The organism is Nostoc sp. TCL26-01, from assembly GCF_013393945.1.
In the GTDB taxonomy this organism is placed as follows: Bacteria; Cyanobacteriota; Cyanobacteriia; order Cyanobacteriales; family Nostocaceae; genus Trichormus.
In genome coordinates this window covers 2,440,644-2,463,573 of sequence record NZ_CP040297.1, presented here as the reverse complement: position 1 = coordinate 2,463,573, position 22,930 = coordinate 2,440,644, and the positions used below count along the sequence as shown (strand labels likewise).

The window sequence follows — 22,930 nt, the reverse complement described above, 5'->3', positions numbered from 1 at the left end:
TTTAAGCTAGGCTATAAGCGCTATTATGGAACTTTGTATGAATACCTTATGCACTGGTTTTTATCTGGGTCGTTGAGTGTGGAACAATTGACGGTCAAGATTGCAGATTTATCTGCATCGTTACAAGGTAAGAAGTTGGTGCATCTATCGGATTTTCATTATGATGGTGTGCGGTTGTCGGAGGCGATGTTAGAAAAAGCGATCGCACTTAGTAACCAAATACAACCAGATTTAATTTTACTCACTGGTGATTACATTACCACCACACCACAACCAATTCATCAATTAGCACTGCGACTCAAAAAACTCCAAAGTCGGGCTGGGATTTATGCTGTACTGGGTAATCACGATTTATATCATCAACATTCTAAAACAGAGGTGACAGCCGCATTAACTAATGTGGGAATTCAGGTGTTGTGGAATGAAATTGCCTATCCATTTGGCACAGATTTACCGATAGTGGGAATGGTTGATTATTACTACCGAGAATTCAATCCAGCTGTAGTTTTTAACCAGCTAGCACCAACTACACCACGGATTGTTTTATGCCATAATCCAGACACTGCCACAATGTTAAAACCGTGGCGAGTAGATTTACAGTTATCTGGTCACACTCATGGTGGACAAATTGTCATTCCGGGAATAGGGGCTGTGTTACCTTATTATAAAAAATTTGTGCGGAGAACACCGAGAAAAATTCGGCGGCTATTGCCATGTTTATTGAAAGAATACTTTATCGTCCGCCATTTGGAATGGTTACAGGGTTTACATCGCATTGGCAGGAATCAGCTTTATGTCAATCGTGGTTTAGGAACTTATCTACCTGGACGCTTATTTTGTCCTCCCGAATTAACAGTAATTACTCTAGAAAGTGAGTAGTTTTCATCTAGGATTGGGGATTGGGGATTGGGGATTGGGGATTGGTGATTGGGGATTGGTGATTGGGGATTAATCAGACATCATGAATATTATCTATTACCTATTACCTGTTACCTGTTACCTGTTACCTATTACCCATTCCTACATAAATGAGAACTTATCGTAAGGTTTTTTAAGTTTTAAGTTATTCGCGTAATTTTTGATAAGCTGTAGACGCTGGTATGAGGAGTCCCAAGCAAATTATGCACTGGTTGTTTACAGGACGTTTAAGTATAGATAAACTAACGGTTAAGATTGCCGAACTGCCACCTAATTTACAAGGGATGAAGTTGGTGCAGTTATCAGATTTTCATTACGATGGTTTGCGACTATCGGAAGAAATGCTAGAAGCAGCGATCGCCGCCACTAATGAAGCTGAACCTGATTTAATAGTATTAACTGGCGATTATGTCACTGATGATCCCACACCAATTCACCAACTGGTGATGCGGTTAAAACATTTACAAAGTCGCTGTGGTATTTATGCTGTACTTGGTAATCATGATATTCATTACAGTCACTCACAAACAGAAGTGACAACTGCTTTTACCAGTATCGGTATTAATGTCTTGTGGAATGAAATTGCTTATCCTTTAGGATCAGAATTACCAATAGTGGGATTAGCTGATTATTGGTCAAAAGAATTCCATCCCGCATCAGTGATGAATCAATTAGATCCATCCATACCCCGCATTGTTTTATCTCACAACCCAGATACAGCCAAAATCCTAGAACAGTGGCGAGTAGATTTGCAACTATCCGGTCATACTCACGGTGGACATATTGTGCTACCAGGACTCGGCCCGGTAGTTTACCATTATAAAAAGTTGCTCAAGCAACTTCCTAAAAAGTTGCGGCGTTGGGTTCCATTTCTATTGGGAGATTGTTCTAAAGTCGTGCGCTATTGGGAATGGGCGCAAGGATTTCATCAAGTTGCTAATAATCAATTATATGTCAATCGTGGCTTAGGCACTTACCGTCCAGGGCGGTTATTTTGTCCACCAGAAGTTACTGTCATTACCCTGTGTTAGCCTAGCGAGATTTTTGTCCCCATCCAATAAACAATATTAACCGCCACATAGCTAAGATGGAAAAGTTTTCGTTAGCTAATGGCGGTTGGGTAAATATGCAATCGTCAGAGAAGATAAAGAAAATAGAATCAAAACAATTCAACTAAGGTGTACAATGTTCGCAATCATTCTCTAATAGAGCCTTACATCCTTGATTCCAATAGGCAGGTATTTCTGGCTGTAAGTTCAAAACCTCCATAAAAAATCAAAAAACTCAAGGCGAAAACACTTTCAGTTAGGATGTAAGCAACGAGTTCAAGATTGCGAAGAGAGGAAGTTTGAGAGCAGGAGGTACAGGCTCTAACTTGTCGTTTTTTTAATGAACTTTTAACCTGTTTGTACCTTGCTCTTAATCTAACATCTTTTCTGAGCAATGGTATATCTGTTTACCAAACTTGAACAGCATTAATTTGTCGCAACAATTCAGAAATTTTTCTTAAAACTATTTTGGCCAGCCTCACATAGGCTAAGAGGATGCTTGTAAAGTCTAAATTAATACTTGCCTGGGCGATTGGAAATTGCAGCTACACAGACAAAACCCGCCTACGCGGGTTAAAAACTAAAAATCCACTGATTTATTTTCCTTAAACCCCTAAACCCTTAGTTCTCAGGATTATCCGTAATAGCAGGAGTCGGGGAAGGACTAGCTTGCGTACTGCTAGCTGGGGTTTTGGTAGATGTGCTTGTGTTGCTGTTTTCTGTGGTAGGCTTACTGCTTTGTTGTACCTGGGGTGTTTTTGGTGTGACAGCAGGTGTTACCTCTCTGGTGGACTGTTGTGGGGGAACAGTCACATTAATTTGTGGTGGAGAAGGTACAGTGGTGGGTGGAACTTGCTGTTGGGGAATGACAACAGGTACTTCTCTCGTTCTTTCAATGATTGTTGTTTGTTGTGGTTGAGGCGATATGCTAGGGGTGGCGCTGGCTGGTAAAGGAGTTTCTACTGGTGCGGTGCTGTCTACTGGTGCGTTGTTTTGATTAAAATACCAGAATGCACCAGCAATTAAGCCGACCAAAGAAGTCAGCAAGATGCCCAGAATTAATCCATTAGCCGCGTTTTCATTATCACGTTCAGCTAAATTAGCTCTTTGATAAGAGTACTCATGATTCCGACCGTTAACGTATCCTTTTTGGTAGGAATTACTGGGAGTTTCTGTATTTTGTGTTAGGCGAGTATGGGTATTACCATTAGCATCTACGTAAGATTCTTTCTTCACTTCTTGATTGTAATTTTCTTGCCCATTAGAATTGGTCATAAGTTTTTGTTTCACTCCTCAATCTAAATATCAAGTAGATAGTGTTTTTAAAACAAGAGATTTTAGCGGGTTAAAAACGTTTTTATGATGTTGATAAGTCTTGAATTTAATTGGTGAACCCGCTTGGTATGTGTTTTAGAATAACCCGTGGGATTTTTTAGCCGGATCTATCTTGAGGAGAAAAGCGAATATATCAAAAGAAGGAATTAGGGTAATTTAGGATAGCTGTAGGGGTAGAATGACAACCACGTACTGAATTATCGTAAAATCAAGGGTTTAAGACCCCTACGTCTACACGTAGTATCAGTTGAGTTGGGGATGTAAACCCCAACTCAACTGTCTTTAATTTTGAATTTTGAATTTTGAATTTTGAATTGTTAACGGAGTAACGGACTTTTGTTTTCTGCGGCTGAAGCTATGGTTTGCTCAATTCTTTTGAGCCTGGTTTCTTGGCGTTTGGCACTATCAATCCAAAAAAGAATATTCTTTTTAGCAGAATTACTAAATGCCTGAAAATTTTGTTGAGCTATGTCATTAGTTGCCAAAGCTTGTTGTAAATCTATCGGTATGACTAATGCTTCAATTTCATCGAGGGTAGTCCAGGAACCATCTTGTTTGGCTGCATCAATCTTTTCTAGACCAGCTTGCGTCATTAACCCTTGCTCGATGATCTCTTGAATATACTGCTTATTTAGTTTTGACCAGACGCTTTTAGCTTTTCTGGGTGTGAAGATTTGCATATAACGATCTGCATCGAGGGATTTGACTTTACTATCAATCCAACCAAAACATAAAGCTTCTTTGACGGCTTCGCTATATTTAACGCTGGGTTTACCACTTTTGACTTTGTAGTAAATTAGCCATATACCTAGTGAGCTACGATGGTTTTTTTCTAACCATTGTCGCCAAGCTTGGCGATCGCTAGCATACATACTTTCTAGTTGCTGATCAAATTTTGGCATCAAAACCCTCACACGCTTACTAGACATCTGGTAAAAATGAATGTAGAGACGTTGCAATGCAACGAATGTAGAGACGTTGCAATGCAACGAATGTAGAGACGTTGCAATGCAACGTCTCTACAAGGATTTCGGGCAACTCAACCCATATGTTATGAGTAAAGCATAAAAAAAATCTATCTGTTCACATTCCCCATTCCCCAGATATAATCACCTCAATAACTTTGATACATCTAAAATTGTGATTGCTGTTTATCCTGGTAGCTTTGATCCGATTACTTTGGGTCACCTGGACATCATTCAGCGTGGTAGTCGGCTGTTTGAGACGGTGATCGTTGCTGTATTGCGGAATCCTAATAAAGTGCCACTGTTTACTGTAGAGCAGCGTTTGGAGCAGATTCGCATAGCTACGAAACATTTACCTAATGTAGAAGTCGATGGTTTTGATGGTTTAACTGTCAATTACGCTCAAAAACGACAAGCGCAAGTTTTATTGCGGGGTTTACGAGCGATTTCTGACTTTGAAGTAGAACTACAAATGGCACACACGAATAAAACACTTTTTACTCAAATTGAAACAGTTTTTTTAGCAACATCAAATGAGTATAGTTTTTTAAGTAGTAGTGTGGTAAAAGAGATCGCAAGATTCGGTGGTTCTGTTGATCATCTTGTCCCCCCACACATAGTTTTAGATATATCCAAATGCTACAACAACAACTATCCAACGGTGAACCCAATCACAACGGAAACTATCCCGCATCTCCAGAGTACAGCAACGGAATTCCCCCAGGAGATCCGCCAGGAACAGGACGTGTAGATATTCAGCAGGAACTCGATCACTTAGAAGAAATTATTCTCTCTAGCTTCCGTGTTCCCTTAACTGGACGCACACTGGTAGATGAGGAAAAATTACTAGAACAGCTAGACTATATCCGGGTTTCTCTACCTGCGGTGTTTCAGGAAGCAGCAGCCATCATCGAGCAAAAACAAGAAATTCTCCTAGAAGCTGAGGAGTATGGACAGCAACTGGTTGATGCGGCTCAAGCTAAAAGAGCGCAAATCTTAGCCGAAAGTGATATCGTCAGACAGGCACAGCAAGAAGCCGAACAACTCCGGCGACAGGTGCAACAAGAATGTGAGGAGATGATGAAAGAAACCCTCAACGAAATCGATCGCAAACGCCGTGCGTGTCAGCAAGAATTAGAAGAAATGCGACAAACTGCGATCGCTCATGCCCAAGATATTGAAAATGGTGCTGATGAATATGCTGATCATGTCCTAGAAGGCATCGAGCAAGATATTAAAGATATGTTACGAATTATTACCAATGGTCGCCAACAATTACGAGCTGACAGTCAATCACAGCGTAATTCACATTCTAGTAAAAAGAAATAGACTTAATTTCTATCTCTAGAGGGTTGACAAGGAGGAAAATAGCCAAAACATTATATGTAGCCATAGTATAGTGACGACAAAATGACTATGGGCGACGACCTCTGGTTGATCGTAGGCGATCGCCGTGTAAATTAATGTGTAAATTAAATCGGACTAAAACAGTTGTTGTAATTCTTCAACTGAATTTACAGTTTTTATAGCTTGTTGAATTGCCTTTAATTGCTGTAAATCAGTAACTTGAGAAATCAAAGGCATCAATTCTAAGCTGGGATGACCAAATTTAATCTCCAAAGCCAATTCAATACCTGATAATAATTCTTCTCTACGTCCCCGTGCTTCTCCGTCGCGGAAAATTTCTTGATACCAGGGCGATTCGCGTAACACAGCCATATCCCACCTCATGATTTCTTGAACTAAAGCACTCTCTAGTACAAACGTAGCAAAAAAAGCTAAAACTGTTTCCAGTTGATTTAGTTGTGGATCAGCACGAAGTATTTGCAATGCTTCTCGAATTGTAGACTCATCCTTGCCGCCTTTGAGAATGGGTACGAAGGGCAGCAATGAGGGTAATGGTTGCTCAAAGACGATATTGACATCCACTTCCCACAAGTTAATCACGCGATAATCTTGACGCGCCTGCAAGCCAGCAATATTTGATATAAATCTATTAGGTATTTCTTCATCATTGACTTTCAGAATGTTAATTAATATGGGATATGTTGGTAATTGATATTTTTCTTCTGCCAAAGCGGCATAAGCACGCATCCGGCGCGGCATTTGCAATAAAGGACGCAATTGTAATTCGTTGAGAACGAGGAATTCGCCGTACTGTTGACTAGTTGCACGGATTAAAACATCACTTTCTCTGCTAATCCACTGGAATTGTGAGTCGAGAATTTCACCTGCTACAATATCGGGTATTTCAGTTGCCCATCTGATCCAATTATCGGGTGCAAGGCTAATTAACTTTTTGGTGCTGATATCTGCTGATTTTGCCATTGAGGTGTCAATATACTGATAACACTATGTCAAAAGCTTACATCATCAGTGTTATTTCTGTTGACTAGTGAGTATAGCGATCGCTTAATTAGTCAGATGATCAAGGAGCGATAAAATTGAGCTGATAATTGCAGTCATGGCAATGAATAACCAAGTAGAGAGCTTTTTTGAGGATCTACCGTTGATTTTAGCGGGGCCGATGCTACAACATACTGGATCAAAATCAGTGACAGTATTGGTAGCCCTAAAACAATCTTGCCAAGTAGAACTCAAGGTTTACGAGACAACAAATCATGGACAACGGTTAGGAAATTGCTTACTGACAGGGAAATGCTCAACTGTGGCTTTAGGTAAGTACTTGCACGTTGTAGCAATCACAGCTCAGTCTCCAGTTGGGGATAGCTTAACAGATAGCGATCGCATCTACGCCTATGACCTCCAGTTTACTCAAGCTGACCAAACCTTACTCACCCTAGAGCAAGCATTATCCTCAAACCGCTTGCCTAGAGTCAGTATTAGTTACTTTGACCATGAAAAACCAACGTTCGTTCTCCCTCCCGACTCTATTGAAGATTTACATATTGTTCATGCTTCTTGTCGTAAACCGCATGGTCATGGGATCGATGCTTTACCTTTGCTGGATTGCCTAATTACCGCTACAGCCAACCAACCCCGCCAACGTCCCCAGCAATTATTTCTCACAGGTGATCAAATCTACGGCGATGATGTGGCAGATCCCTTTCTCTGGGTTGCCAGTCATCTGGGTGATGCTTTACTGGGTTGGGAAGAATCATTACCTGTAAGTCGGGGTTATCGTACTCCCAAGGACTTACGCCCTGGGGAACGGGCCCAAGTCGTGACAGAACAAGCAGGTTTTACTGCTGGATTGCATAATAAATCAGCTAAAGTCTCCAGTCATCTTTTGAGTTTAGGGGAATACTATGCAGCATATATCCTGGCTTGGTCGCCTGTGTGCTGGCCAGATGCTTTTCCGGCAGGAGATAGGGTAACAAGCGATCGCCAAGCGTTGAAAACCTGGGATGGGGCAGTCCGGGATTTGCGACAATTCATTTATACCTTGGGACAGGTGCGTCGGGCTTTGGCAAATATTCCCATGTACACCATTTTTGATGACCATGATGTCAGCGATGACTGGAATCTCAATCAAGCTTGGTGTATCAGAGTTCTGGGAAATCCTCTGGGACGGCGGACTGTGCAGAATGCGTTGTTAGCCTACAGTGTGTTTCAAGCCTGGGGTAACACACCAGGACAATTTACAGAGGGGCAACCAGGTGCAGAGTTATTGACGGCGGCGCAAACTTGGTCGGCTTCCCACGGAACTGATGTGCAGGCTGATGAGGCGATCGCTAATTATGTTGGCATCCCAACCTGCAATCCTCACACCAGCTTACCTAATTTTGTGTTGGCAGACTCGGTGTTTACTCTAGAGCGACATCCTCAATCCCTGACTTGGCACTACACTATTAAAAGTAATTGTCATGAAGTTATAGTTTTAGATACCCGCACTTGGCGAGGCTACCCAGCCGACAAAAAACCCATTGCCCCACCCATGTTGTTGTCTCCCTATGCAATGCAGCAACAATTACTAGAACCTTTACAACAGACAACAGCCAATCTCACCACCTTTGTGATTGCGCCTACTAATGTATTTGGATTACAAGTGATTGATTGGATTCATCATTGGCAGTTAAAACAGGAAAAAGTTTTTTCTACAGATGTGGGAGATGCGTGGAATGTTCATTTTGAAGCCTTAGCTAAACTCCTCTCAACTTTGTGTGAACAACGGCAACAAGTGATCATTCTCTCCGGCGATATTCACTACAGTTGTACAGCACGGTTATCTTTTGCCTCAAATCACCAATCACCGCAAAAATCTGTATTAGTGCAGTTAACCGCCAGTGCGTTAAAAAACGAAGAAATGCTGACAAGGTTAATTCACACCCGGTTAAAAGATTGGCTATTACCAGAAAAATTACGACATTGGCTCGGCTGGAATCAACCACCTGATATGCTAGAAGTCGGTACTAGGCGATCGCCTCAACATCACAACACCAATCCCGACTGGCATTGTGTTTTAGAATGGATACCCCGCCAAACTACCAAAAATTTTCACTCCCAAGTAGATATGACATCATTCATCGCTCCTTGGAACCGTAAAAATACTTACTGGCAATGGTTAAAACCGTTAATGTTTTGGCAATCTCGCTGGTTTCAAGATGGACGCGAAGTAGTTGGTGTCAATAATTTAGCCCTAGTTCACTTTGATTCACCAGATACCAATAGTTCGCATCAAGTCATTCAAGATACTTACTGGATATCAGCCAATCAAATTGTCTACAGCCGCTTCATCACCCATCTCCAACCCAACCAAAAACTATTGAAGAAATTCGTAATTCGTAATTCGTAATTATGACCAATTACCATTGACTATTGACTATTGACTATTGACTATTGACTATTGACTATTGACTATTGACTATTGACTATTGACTATTGACTATTGACTATTGACTATTGACTATTGACTATTGACTATTGACTATTGACTATTGACTATTGACTATTGACTATTGACTATTGACTATTGACTATTGACTATTGACTATTGACTATTGACTATTGACTATTGACTATTGACTATTGACTATTGACTATTGACTATTACCTATTACCTGTTACCTGTTCCCTATTGCCTAATGACCTATCATTAACTTGAACAGCTACAGCTTTCATTGGTAGATTGACAATAAAAGTTGCACCTTGCCCTTTACCGGGACTTTCAGCCGAGACTGTACCGCCATGCAATTCTACCAAGTGACGGACAATTGCTAAACCTAATCCTAAACCACCGTGCGATCGCGTGAGCGAACCATCAGCTTGCCGGAAACGTTCAAATACGTAAGGGAGAAATTCGCTGGGTATACCTATACCCGTATCGCTGACACGAATTTGTACACAACCATCTAGACGTTGCAATTGGATAGTGATTTTACCGCCTATGGATGAGAACTTCACGGCATTAGAAACTAAATTCCAGACTATTTGTTGCAGACGGTTAGCATCAGCTATCACTACCCCAACTTGAGGATCAAATTGGCATTCGAGAGTAATTTCTTTGGCTTCAGCTGCGGCTTTGAGAGTATCAATTGTCGCTTCTACAATGGGGATTAATTCTACTGGCTGGGCATTAAGACCGAGTTTACCGGTAATAATTTGGGAGACATCTAAAATATCTTCGATCAGTTGTTTTAAAGATTTAGTATTTCTGTAAATTGTATCTAAGGCTAACGCTGTAGTATTTTCATCAAATGTGCGGCTTTTTAGTAACTGTGTCCAGCCCAGCATCGCATTCAAGGGGGTGCGGAGTTCGTGAGAAAGTGTAGCGAGAAACTCATCTTTCATGCGGTTGGCAGCTTCTGCGGTGCTGCGTGCGGCTTGTTCACGGGCTAGGAGTTGCTCTCGTTCTTGCTCGACTTGCTTGCGATCGCTAATATCAATCATAAACCCATGCAGTAGCTTTGGTGTTTCTCCGGTTCGCACAACATTCACAATGTCATACATCCACAAAACCCGACCATCTGCTGTCAGCATCCTATATTCAAATTCGTAATTATTCAAAGATAGTGAAGATTCATAGCAATACTGAATTGCCCACTCTCGATCTTCTGGATGAATATGTTCATACCAAAAATTCTCTGTGTACCAGTCTGTTTGAGGATAGCCAAGAATCTCTAAGCTTTGCGGCCCTACATAAGTAAAATTTCCGCTATTAGCATCTACTTCCCAAGGAATCACCCGCACTTTTTCTGTGAGTGTCCGCAACCTCGCTTCACTTTCTTTAAGAGCTTTTTCTGCTAATTTATGGTTAGTAATATCTGTGACTAAAGCCACAAAACCTTCCACTTCCCCTCGCATATCAAATTGGGGAACATAATTAGTCTTCACATCATGAACTATGCCGTTTTTATCAAATACTTGAGCTTCAAATGTTATGGACTCACCTGATAATACTAGTTCCACATAGGGCAGAATTGATTGATAAACTGATATACCTAATATTTCTTGAATGTGCTTACCATAGGTTGCTGACGCAGACAAACCATACATTTCTTCATAGCCTTTATTATTAAAGCGATAGCGTTGTTGAGCATCTACATAAGCAATTAAGACGGGTACAGCATTAGTAATTAATTCCAATTCACTTTCTCGTCGTTGTAGTGTCGCTTCTATTTGTTTTTGTCTGCTGAGTTCTATGCAAAATGCTACAACTTCCTGCTGACGATGAAAGGGTTCTTGCAACATGACAATACCGACAATCACAGGTACACAACTGCCATCTTTGCGGATATATTCTTTCTCAAAGGGGGTAGCTACTCCATGAGTTAAGAGTTCATCTACTGCTTTCTCATCTAAATGTGCATATTCTGGTGGTGTCATCTCTCGCCATCGCACTTGCCCTGCTAGCAGATCCTCCCGTGTGTAGCCTACCATATTTAAAAAAGCATCATTAGCTTCGGCGATCGCTCCATTCATGTCAGCAACCATCACCCCCATAATGTTGGATTCTGCTAACCGCCTAAACCTAGCTTCACTAGACTGGAGTTGTTGATTTGTCTGTTCTAAACGCTGTTTGGCAAAATGTAGCTCAGAGTTAAGCCAGCTAATAAGAGTTGCTACTAACACAAACAAGATTAAACGCACCTTGCTGTCCCAATCGGAAATATATAGTGAAAATACTGGTTGCAAGAAAAAAAAGCTAATAGCCAGACTAGACACAAAAGCAGCAAACAACCCTATCCTCAAGCCACCATACCAAGAACTGACAGCTACAGCAGCAAAAAATAAGAGAAAAATAGTAGGTGTTAATAGTGGTTTTAACAATAGCGTCACTAACACAGCGATACTAACTGCTAACAATGCCACAATATAGGGGGCAAACCGAGAGCGTATTCCTTTCAATGTGGCTTCTCCTTTAATGCCTCTAGCTAAAGCATTATTCCCAAAATTGAGCCAAAAATTTGTTTGCTCAATATCTATTTTCTCTTGAGAAAATCCACATCTAACATTTCTTTACCCTGAATCTACCTAAAGTAGTAATAGCTAGATTTATTAGCTATTTTGTAAAGTCAAATTATGAAAATAATTAATACTTTTATATAATTTTTTGTTGCTCTTCGTAACAATCAATCACAAAATTTAGATTGGGTTAAGCGCAAAGCTTAACAACAGGTAACATGTGACAGGTGACAGAAAAGAAGGAAATTAGAGGTGTACTAGGTTTTGTATGCGTAAATACAAAAATCAAATATGAGTCCTATATCACCTATCACCTATCCCCTATCATCTATCCCCTGTCACCTATCACCTAAAATTTACCCTTTCACACAAACTACTTGCTTAAGTGTAGCTACCACCTCAACCAAATCAGCTTGATTTTCCATAACTTGCTCTATCGGCTTATAAGCACCAGGAATTTCATCTAAAACACCAGTATCTTTCCGGCATTCTACACCTTGAGTTTGCTCAATTAAATCATCGAGTGTATAGACGTTTTTTGCCTTACTTCTCGACAATAAACGTCCTGCACCATGAGAGCAAGAACAAAAACTATGTACATCACCTTTCCCTTTGACAATGAAAGATTTTGCTCCCATTGAACCAGGAATAATCCCATAGTCTTCTGTTTGAGCGCGGACTGCACCTTTGCGAGTTACATAGACATCTTCACCAAAATGTACTTCTTTTTCGGCATAATTGTGATGGCAATTTACCTCTAATAAAGGTTTAGTTGCTTTACCACCTGCCAAATGTTTTTCCACAATGCGTTTAAACCGCGCCATCATCACATCACGATTCACACGAGCATAATCTTGCGCCCATTGTAAATCATGCCAGTATGCTTGAAATTCTGGTGTTCCAGTCAGGAAATAAGCTAAATCTGGATCAGGCAATTTATTGCTGGCCATTTTTGCTAGTTCTTTGGCTGTGTGAATATGGCATTGAGCTAGATTATTCCCAATGTTTCGTGAACCAGAATGCAGCATCAACCAAACTTGGTTTTCTGTATCTAGACACACCTCTAAAAAATGATTTCCCCCACCGAGAGAACCCATTTGTTTCATCGCTTTGCTCTGCAAATCTTGCACACCTGGATGCAATTCTGAAAAGTCCCGCCAGCGTTGCCAGTTAGTTACAGATTTTTCTACATCTTTATTTTCGTTGAAACCAGTGGGAATTGCAGCTTCAATATCTAGACGAATTTTCTTGAGTTTGCCCTCTAATTGTTCAGCCGTAAATGGTGTTTTAATCGCACTCATACCACAGTTATGTACAAACACTCCTGCTTGAAGAGCGAAGTTATGATAATCTGGGACTGTAAGACAATAAACATCTTCAGTGTAATTTAGAGAAATCACTTCTACAACTTTGTGATTACATTGATGTTCTTTTTTGCGGTGATTATGCAGATTAATTGGTGTTTTTACATCTGCACCACAAATTTCACAAGTATAGATTCTATTAGCGATTTCTCTAGACTTATTTCTACCTTTTTCGCTTCTATTGTATTCAATTAAATATTGTTTACCACGAATACCATTATCTGCAACTGCATTTTTAAAATGTTCTGGTTGTCGCTGCATATATTGCAGAATATTTTTAGTTCCTCTGGTTGCATAATATTGATATCCTTCAGGAGTTTTTGCTTTCTTCGCCAGAGAAGCAATTCTTTTTTCTTCAAATTTAGAAGACTGCCAGTACTGATTACGATCTACTAAAGTACGATGATACGCAGAGTGATCATTTGCACCCATAAACTCTAAGTTTTTTGGTTGATTATCAGAAGGTTGAAAATTACGATGATGAATAACTGTCCTTTGTCCTGCAAATTTAGGAATTTTGCCAAGTAAACCAGACCTAGCTATAGTCCAGTGTGCTTTTTGCCATCGACCAGAGTAAGGCTGAGAAATTAACGTGTAACCATCTTGATCAAGCTTAGTATAAAATGGCATTAAGGATGTCCTGGGTTGCAATAAAATAGCTTCCTTATAAGTGCCATCTCGCAGCATAAATTGATGATCACTAGTGCAAATAATTTCTTCATTGTTATCTAAAATTACTTTTACTAATGAAGCATTTTTTCTAGTTAAATTGGCAGTTGCTTGAGCTGCAACAATTTTTCCTGTAGGGGTGCAAGCATAGACAATAAAAGTTCTCCCCTCCTCAGCCAGGTCTTTAATATTATAAGATTTGCCATCCACTAAAGGAATAAGAGTATCTCCTACAAAACAACCAATATCAACACCGACAGCCGCAGGTATGATGGCTTCTTTTGTTGCAACGACTGACCCGACTAAAGCACCTTTACCTAAATGAACATCTGGCATCAGTGCTACGTGCTTAAACACAAATGGTAGTGAGGCAACATTTTTTGCCATCTTGATTTCGTCTGTACCTAGTTCATGATTTGCCCAAGATAAAACAGGTGCTGGGGTATTAATTTCTAACTTTTTGTAAGGCATTTTTTTATGAGAAGTAGTGATTAAATAAGAGAAATGAATGATTTTATGATCTATATACTACATTTGTAGTATACAAGTTTTCCAGTGTCAAGCTGATCGCACACTCAAAAAAACCTGATCTCATCAACAATATGCAACTCCCCTGTTTTCATTGATAATGATGAGAAGGGTCTAAAGTCTACAGCTTTCAGCATAGTGGCATGAGTTTAAAGGCAGTTCTGTTTGATTTTAATGGCGTGATTATTAACGATGAGCGCATCCACCTGCAATTAATAGATGAGATTCTGGTGCAAGAAAATCTCCAACCCCAAAAAGCACAAGAGCGTCAAACTTCTTTAGGGCGGAGCGATCGCTCCTATTTTCAAGAGTTGCTAGCAAATCGTGGTAGAGTTGCTAGCGAAGAGTATTTAACTCAACTACTCAAGCGTAAGGCTCAAGCCTATGGGCAAGAACTAGAGAAATTAGATAAACTGCCGATATATCCTGGTGTAGAAGACATCATATTTCAAGTCCGTTCCCGTAATCTCAAATTAGGTTTAGTCAGTGGAGCAATTCGCCCAGAGATTGAATTAGTGATCAATCGTGCCAAGCTAGCTGAAAATTTTCAAATCATCATTACAGGTGATGATGTCACTACTAGTAAACCCCAACCAGATGGTTATCTGCTAGCAGTCAAACGCTTAAGCCAAGCATATCCCGAATTAAATCTCCAACCGCAAGAATGTTTAGCGATTGAAGACACACCAGTAGGTATAGCCGCCGCCAAACGAGCGCAAATACCAGTAGTCGGTGTAGCAAATACATACCCCTTCCATATGCTTCAGCGCTGTTGCAACTGGACTGTCGATTACTTGACAGACTTGGAAATAGAACGAGTCCAAGAAGTCTTTTCTGGCCAACACCCCCAGTCCACCATGACTGAGTGTTAAAATATCCTGTGGTAGTTGAGCCTTGATTTAGCAAGTGTTAAACTCAGTACTCATCACTACTACCAGGGGAATTAGCTCAGTTGGTAGAGCGCTGCGATCGCACCGCAGAGGTCAGGGATTCGAGTTCCCTATTCTCCATAATATTTAATAATAAGAAATTTATGCGATTGACAGTAGGCAGCTGACAATTGACAGACTATGTTAGTTTTCTTTTGGATGTCAAATTAATTTAGGTGAAGTAACTATGAAAAATATCAAAATCATTGTGAAAAAGCACTCTGATGGTTATGTTGCCTATCCTTTAGGAATTTAAGAGGTTGTAGTTGGTGAGGATGACACCTATAGGGAAGCTTTAAATAACGTGCGATCATCTATTTTATGTTATGTCGAAACTTTTGGAGAATCGCTACTAGAATCTGATTCCTTAATACTTAAAGCTTTTGTTGCAGAGGCAAACGTATAATGGCAAGGTTTCCTGTTGATAACCCTAAATCAAAAGTAATTATCACCGCCCTCAATGAACTCAAACAATCCAGCTCGCAAAAAGCATTCATGGGTGAACTCACCGCAGACACCCTGAAAGCTTCTCAAGAGGAGATTGCACTATGATTACCCTAGAAACCATTGAAAAATGGCTAAATGCACCTGCTGAAACCGAAAACCTTGAATTCAAAGAAGCCAAGCAACAGTATGATACAACCAAATTGTTGCGCTACTGTGTAGCATTAGCCAACGAAGGTGGTGGATATCTGGTTTTGGGCGTAACCGACAAGCGCCCACGTCGGGTGGTAGGTTCCCAAGCTTTTCCATCTTCAACCGCCCTCAACGATATCAAAGCTGTGATTGTAGACAAACTCAGATTTCGGGTAGATGCTACAGAATTGCAGCATCCTGATGGACGAGTGCTGGTTTTTGAAGTGCCAACCCGTCCTGTCGGGCAACCATTAGCGTTTGATGGAGCCTACCTAATGAGAGTGGGAGAAGATTTGGTGGCAATGACACCAGATGTACTCAAGAAAATTTTTGCAGAAGACCAACAAGATTGGTTTTGCCAAGCTGCTCGATCTGATGCCAGTCCTGAAGATGTAATTGCCCTTTTAGATACTCAATCATACTTTGAACTGCTAAAAATTCCCTATCCAACTACCCGCGATGCTGTCTTAGAAAGATTGCAGAGCCAAAATTTAATTCAAAGAACAGCATATGCTTGGACAATCACAAACCTAGCTGCCATCCTTTTGGCAAAAAAAATGGATGCCTTTTCCTCTGCATTAGCTCGTAAAGCACCTCGTATTGTTATATTTGAAGGCATAAATAAGTTAGAAACTCGTGTTGAAAAGACAGACAATCGAGGATATGCCGTTGGTTTTGATGGATTAGTAGATTTCGTCCACTCAGCAGCACCGCAAAATCGTTTTATCGAGGAAGTTGTGCGGGAAGAAGTGAAGATGTTTCCAGAACAGGCTTTACGAGAACTTATTGCGAATGCTTTAGTACATCAGGATTTTCTAGCAACAGGTACTTCGGTGATGATCGAAATGTATAGCGATCGCATTGAGATATCTAATCCTGGCATCCCACCCATTAAGGTAGAGCGATTCATTGATGAAAATCGCTCCCGTAACGAACAACTTGCCAACCTAATGCGACTTTTCCATATATGTGAAGAAAAAGGCAGTGGCATTGACAAAGTTGTAAGTGCAGCAGAAATGTTTCAACTACCCGCACCAGATTTTCGAGTAGGTGACACACGCACTACAGCAGTGCTATTTGCCCATCAGGATTTTGCCAATATGAGCAAAGCAGACCGAATTCGAGCCTGCTATCAGCATTGTTGTCTGCTGTATGTCAGCAATCAACGAATGTCTAACCAAACCCTGCGAGAGCGTTTTCGTCTAAGTGAGTCACAAGCGGCAACAGTATCTCAGATTATTGCATATACAAAAGAAGCTGGATTAATCAAAGCAGACCAATCCGAATCAACTTCTACGCGCTATGCCAGATATCTACCCTTTTGGGCGTAAATAGTGTTTTATCGCAAATCGAGATTAGTAGCTCTTAAATCCTGAAACCCTTGTAAAACAAGCAAAAAAGTGTTTTATCGCAAATCGAGATGAGCGAAATATGAACGAAGCCGAAATCCGTGCCGAACGAATCAACAAATTATCTCAGATCAAAGTCTTTAAAGAGACTTAAACAAAAAAAGAAACAAAAACATAAAAAAATAGCCAGTCTTGGAGACAGTCTGAATAAGACTAATTATTCACATTGCCCTCTCATGGCCAGAAAGGGAAATAAATCATTACACTGAGAGTTAGTTGCCACGTTGGGATCAATCATCCCGTAGAAGCCATGACTGAAAAATCTACAAGAATCGTTATCCTTGGTGGAGGCTTTGGTGGTCTCTACACAGCTTTGCGTTTAAGTCAATTACCTTGGGAATCGGAACACAAACCAGAAATTGTGTTAGTAGATCAAAGCGATCGCTTCCTATTTACTCCTTTATTGTACGAATTACTTACAGGAGAATTACAAACCTGGGAAATTGCCCCTGCGTTTATCGAACTATTGGAAAATACAGGTGTGCGTTTTTGTCAAGCATTTGTCTCTGGGATTGATATCGACCAGCAACGGGTACACCTGCAAAATGGGCCGGAAATCTTCTATGACCGCTTAGTTCTGACTTTGGGTGGAGAGACACCACTTGATTTAGTCCCTGGTGCGACATCCTACGCTTACCCCTTCCGCACAATTACTGATGCTTATCGCTTGGAAGAACGTTTACGAGTCTTAGCAGAATCAGATACAGACAAAATTCGCGTAGCCATTGTTGGCGCTGGTTATAGCGGTGTTGAATTAGCCTGTAAATTAGCCGACAGATTAGGTGACAGAGGACGCTTCCGCCTAATTGAGATCAGCGACCAAATTTTACGCACTTCCCCAGACTTCAACCGAGAAGCAGCCAAAAAAGCTTTAGATGCGCGGGGTGTATTCATTGACTTAGAAACCAAGGTCGAATCAATTCACCAAGATGCGATCGCCTTAGAATACAAAAATCAAGTAGACACAATTCCCGTAGATTTAGTCATTTGGACTGTAGGCACAAGAGTTGCACCTGTAGTCAGAAGTCTGCCTTGCAAACAAAACCAGCGCGGTCAAATCACCACCACATCAACCCTACAAGTACTTGACCATCCAGAAATCTTTGCTTTAGGAGATTTAGCTGACTGTCTAGACGCTGAAGGTCAGCAAGTCCCAGCTACCGCCCAAGTCGCCTTTCAACAAGCAGACTACGCAGCTTGGAATATCTGGGCTAGCATAACTCATCGTCCCTTACTACCTTTCCGTTATCAACCATTAGGCGAAATGATGGCACTAGGCAAAGACAACGCCACTCTCACTGGTTTAGGGATGAAACTAGACGGTTCTCTAGCCTACGTCGCCCGCCGCCTTGCCTACCTGTATAGAATGCCCACTTTAGATCATCAACTCAAAGTTGGATTTAATTGGCTTGTTCGCCCTATTATAGAAACAATTATTCAATAATAGATCCTTTCTGTATGAGCAAGGGTGAGTGATGAGTGCTGTTAGCGGAAGCGGGGCGATGCAGCCCGTGCTGAGTGAGGGACAAGAAGAAAATCTGTTGACCAATGACCATTGACTATTGACTATTGACTATTGACTAATGACCAATGACTAACATCTATATTTTGCAGACAGTTTAATGGAAAAACCCAAAGTTATTTTTTTAGATGCTGTGGGTACACTTTTTGGTGTCAAAGGCAGCGTTGGTAAAGTTTATAGTCAGATAGCCCAGGAATTTGGCGTTGAAGTGTCGCCCGAAGTTCTGGATAAAGCATTTATGCAAAGTTTTAAAGCCTCTCCTCCACCAGTATTTCCCAATGTGGATATCCAAGATATTCCTCAAAGGGAGTTTGATTGGTGGCTAAAAATTGCGGTAAATACTTTTGAAAGTGCCGGAGTGATCCAACAATTTGCTGATTTTTCTAGTTTCTTTGGGGAATTATATATTCATTTTGGTACTGCTGAACCTTGGGTGACTTATCCTGATGTGCTGCAATCTTTAAGTAACTGGCAACACATAGGAATTGAATTAGGTGTATTGTCTAATTTTGATTCCCGGCTATACTCAGTGTTGCAGGGTTTAAGCCTGAGCCATTTTTTTACTTCTGTGACTATTTCTACTCAAGTGGGTGCAGCCAAACCTGATCCCAAAATTTTTGCGATCGCACTAGAAAAACATAATTGTCTACCTGAAGAAGCATGGCACATTGGTGATAGCATTGAAGAAGACTATCAAGGAGCCAAAGCTGCTGGTTTAAGAGGTGTTTGGATCAATCGGGAGAGAAATTAGTTAGCGGCTAGATTAGAGAGAGTTTTATACTTTGTTGCGTATAAGGTTTAATTGTATTTTCAGAATAAGCTCGGAAAAACAGATTTTGATTTCCTCAATATTTCTACCTAATTTATTAGTATCTAGTAGTTAGAAAAGTATTATCTTGGCGACTAGAAGTCGCACGCCACTTGCTACAAGTCGGGAAACCCGCCCAAAGCAGTGGCTTGGCTACAAAGACAAAACCCACGTACGTGGGTTGAAAATACTTGAGCTTTTATAAGTCCGCGTAGGCGGAATTTGCCTGTGTAGTTGCGACTTCTAGTCGCCCCATACTTTTCTAAAAATCGGCGTTTTGTGGTGTTCGGGGGAAGGGAATTACATCTCGAATATTCCCCATTCCAGTCATAAATTGCACGAGTCGTTCAAAACCCAAACCAAATCCAGCGTGAGGAACAGTACCGTAGCGGCGTAAATCTAGATACCACCATAAATCCTCTGGCTGCATCCCTTGTGCTAATATCCGGCGTTCCAACACATCCAAACGTTCTTCCCGTTGAGAACCACCAATGATTTCACCAATCTTGGGTGCAAGGATATCCATTGCGCGGACGGTTTTTTCATCATCGTTCAGGCGCATATAAAAGGCTTTAATTTGGGCTGGGTAGTCGGTAACGATGACAGGCTTTTTAAATAATTGTTCTGCCAGATAGCGTTCGTGTTCTGATTGTAAATCTAAGCCCCAGCTGACAGGATACTCAAACTTAACATCGGCTTTTTCTAAAAGTTTAATAGCATCGGTGTAAGTCAGACGTTCAAATTGGTTGTTAATAATATTGTCGGCTGTTGCTAACACAGTATCATCAATACGTTGATTGAAAAATTCCATGTCTTCTGCACAGGTTTCTAACACATATTTAAAAATGTGTTTGAGAAACGCCTCAGCCAAATCCATATCACCTTCTAAGTCGCAAAATGCCATTTCTGGTTCAACCATCCAAAACTCGGCTAAGTGGCGAGAAGTGTTGGAGTTTTCTGCCCGAAAGGTGGGGCCGAAGGTGTAGACGTTACTAAACGCCATCGCCATGACTTCTGCTTCTAGTTGTCCGCTAACCGTCAAGTATGTAGGTTTGGCAAAAAAATCTTGGCTGTAATCGATCGCTTGATTTTCTGTCCGGGGTATATTCTTTAAATCCAAGCTAGTGACGCTAAATAGTTCCCCTGCACCTTCGCAATCGCTAGCGGTGATGATGGGAGTGTGTACCCATAAAAAGCCCCTCTCATGGAAAAATTGATGAATGGCTGTAGAACAAGCATTCCTAACGCGGAACACTGCACCAAAGGAATTGGTACGCGATCGCAAATGCCCAATTGTGCGTAAAAATTCAAAAGAGTGGCGTTTCTTTTGCAGTGGGTAAGTTTCGGGATCAGCCTCACCGTAGACTTTCAGCGATTCTGCTTGCAACTCAATACGCTGTCCTTTGCCTTGAGAAGCTACCAGTACCCCAGCTACCTCCACTGAAGCACCTGTATTTAGTTGTTTGACAATTGCTTCATAGTCTGGCAAATCCTGATTAATCACAGCTTGCAAATTCGCTAGTGATGAGCCATCATTGACTTCAATAAAAGCAAAGCCTTTGAGTTCACGCTTTGTTCTTACCCAGCCTTGAACTACAACAGACTCATCAGGTTGACCACTCCGCAATATTTCTGCAATCCGTCGATTTACCATATTTTACCCAGCACAGGATTTTAATATCCAGCCTATAATAACGCCCATTCCACCAAAGCGGACGGCTTGCCAAAAAGGTTTCTTGAAGCTACGCCAAGAAAACAGCTGACTTTCTAAGTTTATTTCTAACACTTCTAGCTGCTGTTTGATTTGCCGTAACTCAGCCTTGATTTCTGGTGTCTGATATTTATTGTGCTGTAGTTCTTGGTGGCGTTGTTGCCATTGTGCCTGTAAAGTGCGATCGCTTTCAACTTGAGCATAACGTTCTTTTAACGATATCAGCGATCGCTCTACTTCTTCTAGTTCTTGTGCTAAATCCGGTTCTGGCTGATTCTCTGAGTTTTGCGGATGTTTAGATTGCTTCATGTACAATTAGTCATTAGTCATTAGTCATTAGTCAATGGTCATTAGTCAATAGTCATTAGTCAGAGGCAATAGGCAATAGGCAATAGGCAAGAGTCATGATTTATTCATTTTGAATTTTGCGGAAAGTTCTGTAGGCGGGTTTCCCGCCGTAGGAAACTTTTCAAGACGAATTTTGAATTTTGAATTGGTATCAGCACTCTCTCACTCCCTCCCTCCCTCACTCAGCACTCAGCACTCAGCACTCAGCACTTACTACTCCCTCACTCATTACTTTACAATATGCTTTCTAAAACCACTCAACTCAATGAACTTAGCGATTTAGAACTAGCTCAAGCCTTGATGGAAAGGCTGAGTATTTCACCTGATGATTGGCATCGCCTCAAGTCTAACCGCAATTCTCGTGCTAGTGAACAATTAGCTGCCGCAATGGTATTTTTGCTCAAAAATCAACCACAAGAAGCTCTTGCTAGACTAGAACAAGCTGTTGGTTGGTTAAATCGTTCTGTATCCGCCCCTCCTTGTCCGACTCATGGGAATAAGGGACTGGGTAAGGGGGACTAGGGACGGGGAAATTTTTTCTTATTACCCAGTACCCAATCCCCAATCACCAATTCCCTAACGCCGCAGAGATAGACGGGGGCGGTTTTCTGTTTGTTTACAAAGTCTTAATTCTGTACCTTTGCGATTCCACTCTACTTGGTCGAAAATTTGGTGGAGAAGGCACATACCTCTACCGCTTTCTGCTTCATCAGGGGGTAGATAATCTGTTGGTTCTTCTTCCTCACTCATAGGATTAAAACCTTGCCCTTGGTCTGAGATGACCCACCAATATTGATTATCTATTAGAGAAAAACGGACTACAACTTTTTTGCTAGGATCAAGGTTATTGCCATGTTTAGCTGCGTTTACTAGGGCTTCTTGCAGTCCTAAACGCAGTTCGGCTTGCAGTTTCGCGGGAATTTCCGCCAACAATAAATCTAGGATGGGACATAGATAGAGGGTTGAGGCAAAACTAATTGTACCCCAGTAGCGTCCAACTGGACGAAGCGAAATGGTAATCACGAGAGAAACCCCATAGCTTTCAGTTAGCTAGACATCAGTTTGCTGTTACAGGCACCCTGATAAAGATTGAGGTGGTCACATTGCCTTCAAACTTGCGTCTTTATTACTAAGTTTTGAAAATGCTGGGGAGCATTGACTCTATTAATGATGTTTGATTGTTAGTACATCAAACGGCTTTGAAAGCAACCAGCAAGTAGAGAATTACAAGAGGCTTGAAATTTTCTTTATATTGCCAATTAGTACATTAAACAATCTTAGTCATGAATTTCTAGAGCTATGCAACTTTGGTTTTTTTAACAAAATCGTTTCTTTTTTTATGTTAATTCGATTTTAGCATTTCTACTATGCAAT

The 22,930-nt window shown here is 41.0% G+C and carries 19 protein-coding genes and 1 tRNA gene; 12 read left to right on the top strand and 8 right to left on the bottom strand.

The features are described 5' to 3' along the window. Window positions 1-48: 48 nt before the first annotated feature. Both FD725_RS10635 and FD725_RS10630 read left to right on the top strand, forming a co-directional pair. The gene (locus tag FD725_RS10635) at window positions 49-879 is read left to right on the top strand and encodes a metallophosphoesterase (RefSeq protein WP_179048105.1); all 831 of its coding nucleotides are present in this window, start codon (window positions 49-51) and stop codon (window positions 877-879) included. Window positions 880-1,121: 242 nt separating this feature from the next. Continuing rightward, window positions 1,122-1,949, top strand: coding sequence for a metallophosphoesterase (locus tag FD725_RS10630; RefSeq protein WP_179048104.1), 828 nt, complete (start codon window positions 1,122-1,124; stop codon window positions 1,947-1,949). Between the two features lie 639 nt (window positions 1,950-2,588). Here the strand turns inward: FD725_RS10630 and FD725_RS10625 are convergent. Both FD725_RS10625 and FD725_RS10620 read right to left on the bottom strand, forming a co-directional pair. Then, entirely contained in the window at window positions 2,589-3,242 is a 654-nt protein-coding gene (locus tag FD725_RS10625; protein ID WP_179048103.1) for a hypothetical protein, read from the bottom strand. Window positions 3,243-3,619: 377 nt separating this feature from the next. Further along, window positions 3,620-4,204: a YdeI family protein gene (locus FD725_RS10620; RefSeq protein WP_179048102.1), complete on the bottom strand. Its 585-nt coding sequence runs from the start codon at window positions 4,202-4,204 to the stop codon at window positions 3,620-3,622. A gap of 238 nt (window positions 4,205-4,442) precedes the next feature. Between FD725_RS10620 and coaD the strand changes: the two genes are divergently transcribed. Further along, a complete protein-coding gene (gene coaD, locus FD725_RS10615) occupies window positions 4,443-5,018 on the top strand; it encodes a pantetheine-phosphate adenylyltransferase (RefSeq protein WP_179048101.1) in 576 nt (191 codons plus the stop codon). Next, window positions 4,904-5,596, top strand: coding sequence for a DivIVA domain-containing protein (locus FD725_RS10610; RefSeq protein ID WP_179048100.1), 693 nt, complete (start codon window positions 4,904-4,906; stop codon window positions 5,594-5,596). The genes coaD and FD725_RS10610 overlap by 115 nt, the downstream gene beginning before the upstream one ends. A 153-nt stretch (window positions 5,597-5,749) precedes the next feature. Here FD725_RS10610 and FD725_RS10605 read toward each other — a convergent pair whose 3' ends face one another. Further along, window positions 5,750-6,595, bottom strand: coding sequence for an Rpn family recombination-promoting nuclease/putative transposase (locus FD725_RS10605; protein ID WP_179048099.1), 846 nt, complete (start codon window positions 6,593-6,595; stop codon window positions 5,750-5,752). Between the two features lie 142 nt (window positions 6,596-6,737). Between FD725_RS10605 and FD725_RS10600 the strand changes: the two genes are divergently transcribed. Further along, window positions 6,738-9,023 (top strand): PhoD-like phosphatase, encoded by a 2,286-nt coding sequence (locus FD725_RS10600; RefSeq protein WP_179048098.1) that lies wholly within the window; start codon window positions 6,738-6,740, stop codon window positions 9,021-9,023. Between the two features lie 254 nt (window positions 9,024-9,277). Here FD725_RS10600 and FD725_RS10595 read toward each other — a convergent pair whose 3' ends face one another. Together FD725_RS10595 and FD725_RS10590 are read right to left on the bottom strand one after the other, a co-directional pair. Continuing rightward, window positions 9,278-11,575, bottom strand: a complete 2,298-nt coding sequence (locus tag FD725_RS10595) for a PAS domain S-box protein (protein WP_179048097.1) — start codon at window positions 11,573-11,575, stop codon at window positions 9,278-9,280. Window positions 11,576-11,988: 413 nt separating this feature from the next. After that, entirely contained in the window at window positions 11,989-14,136 is a 2,148-nt protein-coding gene (locus tag FD725_RS10590; protein WP_179048096.1) for an RtcB family protein, read from the bottom strand. 200 nt (window positions 14,137-14,336) lie between these two features. Between FD725_RS10590 and FD725_RS10585 the strand changes: the two genes are divergently transcribed. From FD725_RS10585 to FD725_RS10560, 6 genes are all read left to right on the top strand, one after another. Next, window positions 14,337-15,065 carry an HAD family phosphatase gene (locus FD725_RS10585; RefSeq protein ID WP_179048095.1) on the top strand — a complete coding sequence of 243 codons (729 nt, stop codon included), beginning with the start codon at window positions 14,337-14,339 and terminating at the stop codon, window positions 15,063-15,065. Between the two features lie 65 nt (window positions 15,066-15,130). After that, window positions 15,131-15,203 (top strand) — tRNA-Ala (locus tag FD725_RS10580). 324 nt (window positions 15,204-15,527) lie between these two features. Next, window positions 15,528-15,674, top strand: coding sequence for a hypothetical protein (locus FD725_RS10575; protein WP_179048094.1), 147 nt, complete (start codon window positions 15,528-15,530; stop codon window positions 15,672-15,674). Beyond that, the gene (locus tag FD725_RS10570; protein ID WP_179048093.1) at window positions 15,671-17,089 is read left to right on the top strand and encodes an ATP-binding protein; all 1,419 of its coding nucleotides are present in this window, start codon (window positions 15,671-15,673) and stop codon (window positions 17,087-17,089) included. Before FD725_RS10575 ends, FD725_RS10570 begins: the two co-directional genes overlap by 4 nt. Window positions 17,090-17,417: 328 nt before the next feature. Beyond that, window positions 17,418-18,611: an NAD(P)/FAD-dependent oxidoreductase gene (locus tag FD725_RS10565; protein WP_179048092.1), complete on the top strand. Its 1,194-nt coding sequence runs from the start codon at window positions 17,418-17,420 to the stop codon at window positions 18,609-18,611. 178 nt (window positions 18,612-18,789) lie between these two features. Then, window positions 18,790-19,440: an HAD family hydrolase gene (locus FD725_RS10560; protein ID WP_179048091.1), complete on the top strand. Its 651-nt coding sequence runs from the start codon at window positions 18,790-18,792 to the stop codon at window positions 19,438-19,440. 319 nt (window positions 19,441-19,759) lie between these two features. Here FD725_RS10560 and asnS read toward each other — a convergent pair whose 3' ends face one another. Both asnS and FD725_RS10550 read right to left on the bottom strand, forming a co-directional pair. Next, window positions 19,760-21,151, bottom strand: coding sequence for an asparagine--tRNA ligase (asnS, locus tag FD725_RS10555; protein ID WP_179048090.1), 1,392 nt, complete (start codon window positions 21,149-21,151; stop codon window positions 19,760-19,762). A 3-nt stretch (window positions 21,152-21,154) separates the two neighbouring features. Then, window positions 21,155-21,517 (bottom strand): hypothetical protein, encoded by a 363-nt coding sequence (locus tag FD725_RS10550; RefSeq protein WP_179048089.1) that lies wholly within the window; start codon window positions 21,515-21,517, stop codon window positions 21,155-21,157. A gap of 279 nt (window positions 21,518-21,796) precedes the next feature. Here FD725_RS10550 and FD725_RS10545 point away from each other — a divergent pair, with 279 nt between their 5' ends. Then, a complete protein-coding gene (locus FD725_RS10545; RefSeq protein ID WP_179048088.1) occupies window positions 21,797-22,078 on the top strand; it encodes a DUF6439 family protein in 282 nt (93 codons plus the stop codon). Window positions 22,079-22,132: 54 nt separating this feature from the next. Here the strand turns inward: FD725_RS10545 and FD725_RS10540 are convergent, their stop codons facing one another. Then, window positions 22,133-22,579, bottom strand: a complete 447-nt coding sequence (locus tag FD725_RS10540; protein ID WP_179048087.1) for an anti-sigma regulatory factor — start codon at window positions 22,577-22,579, stop codon at window positions 22,133-22,135. Window positions 22,580-22,930 lie beyond the last annotated feature (351 nt).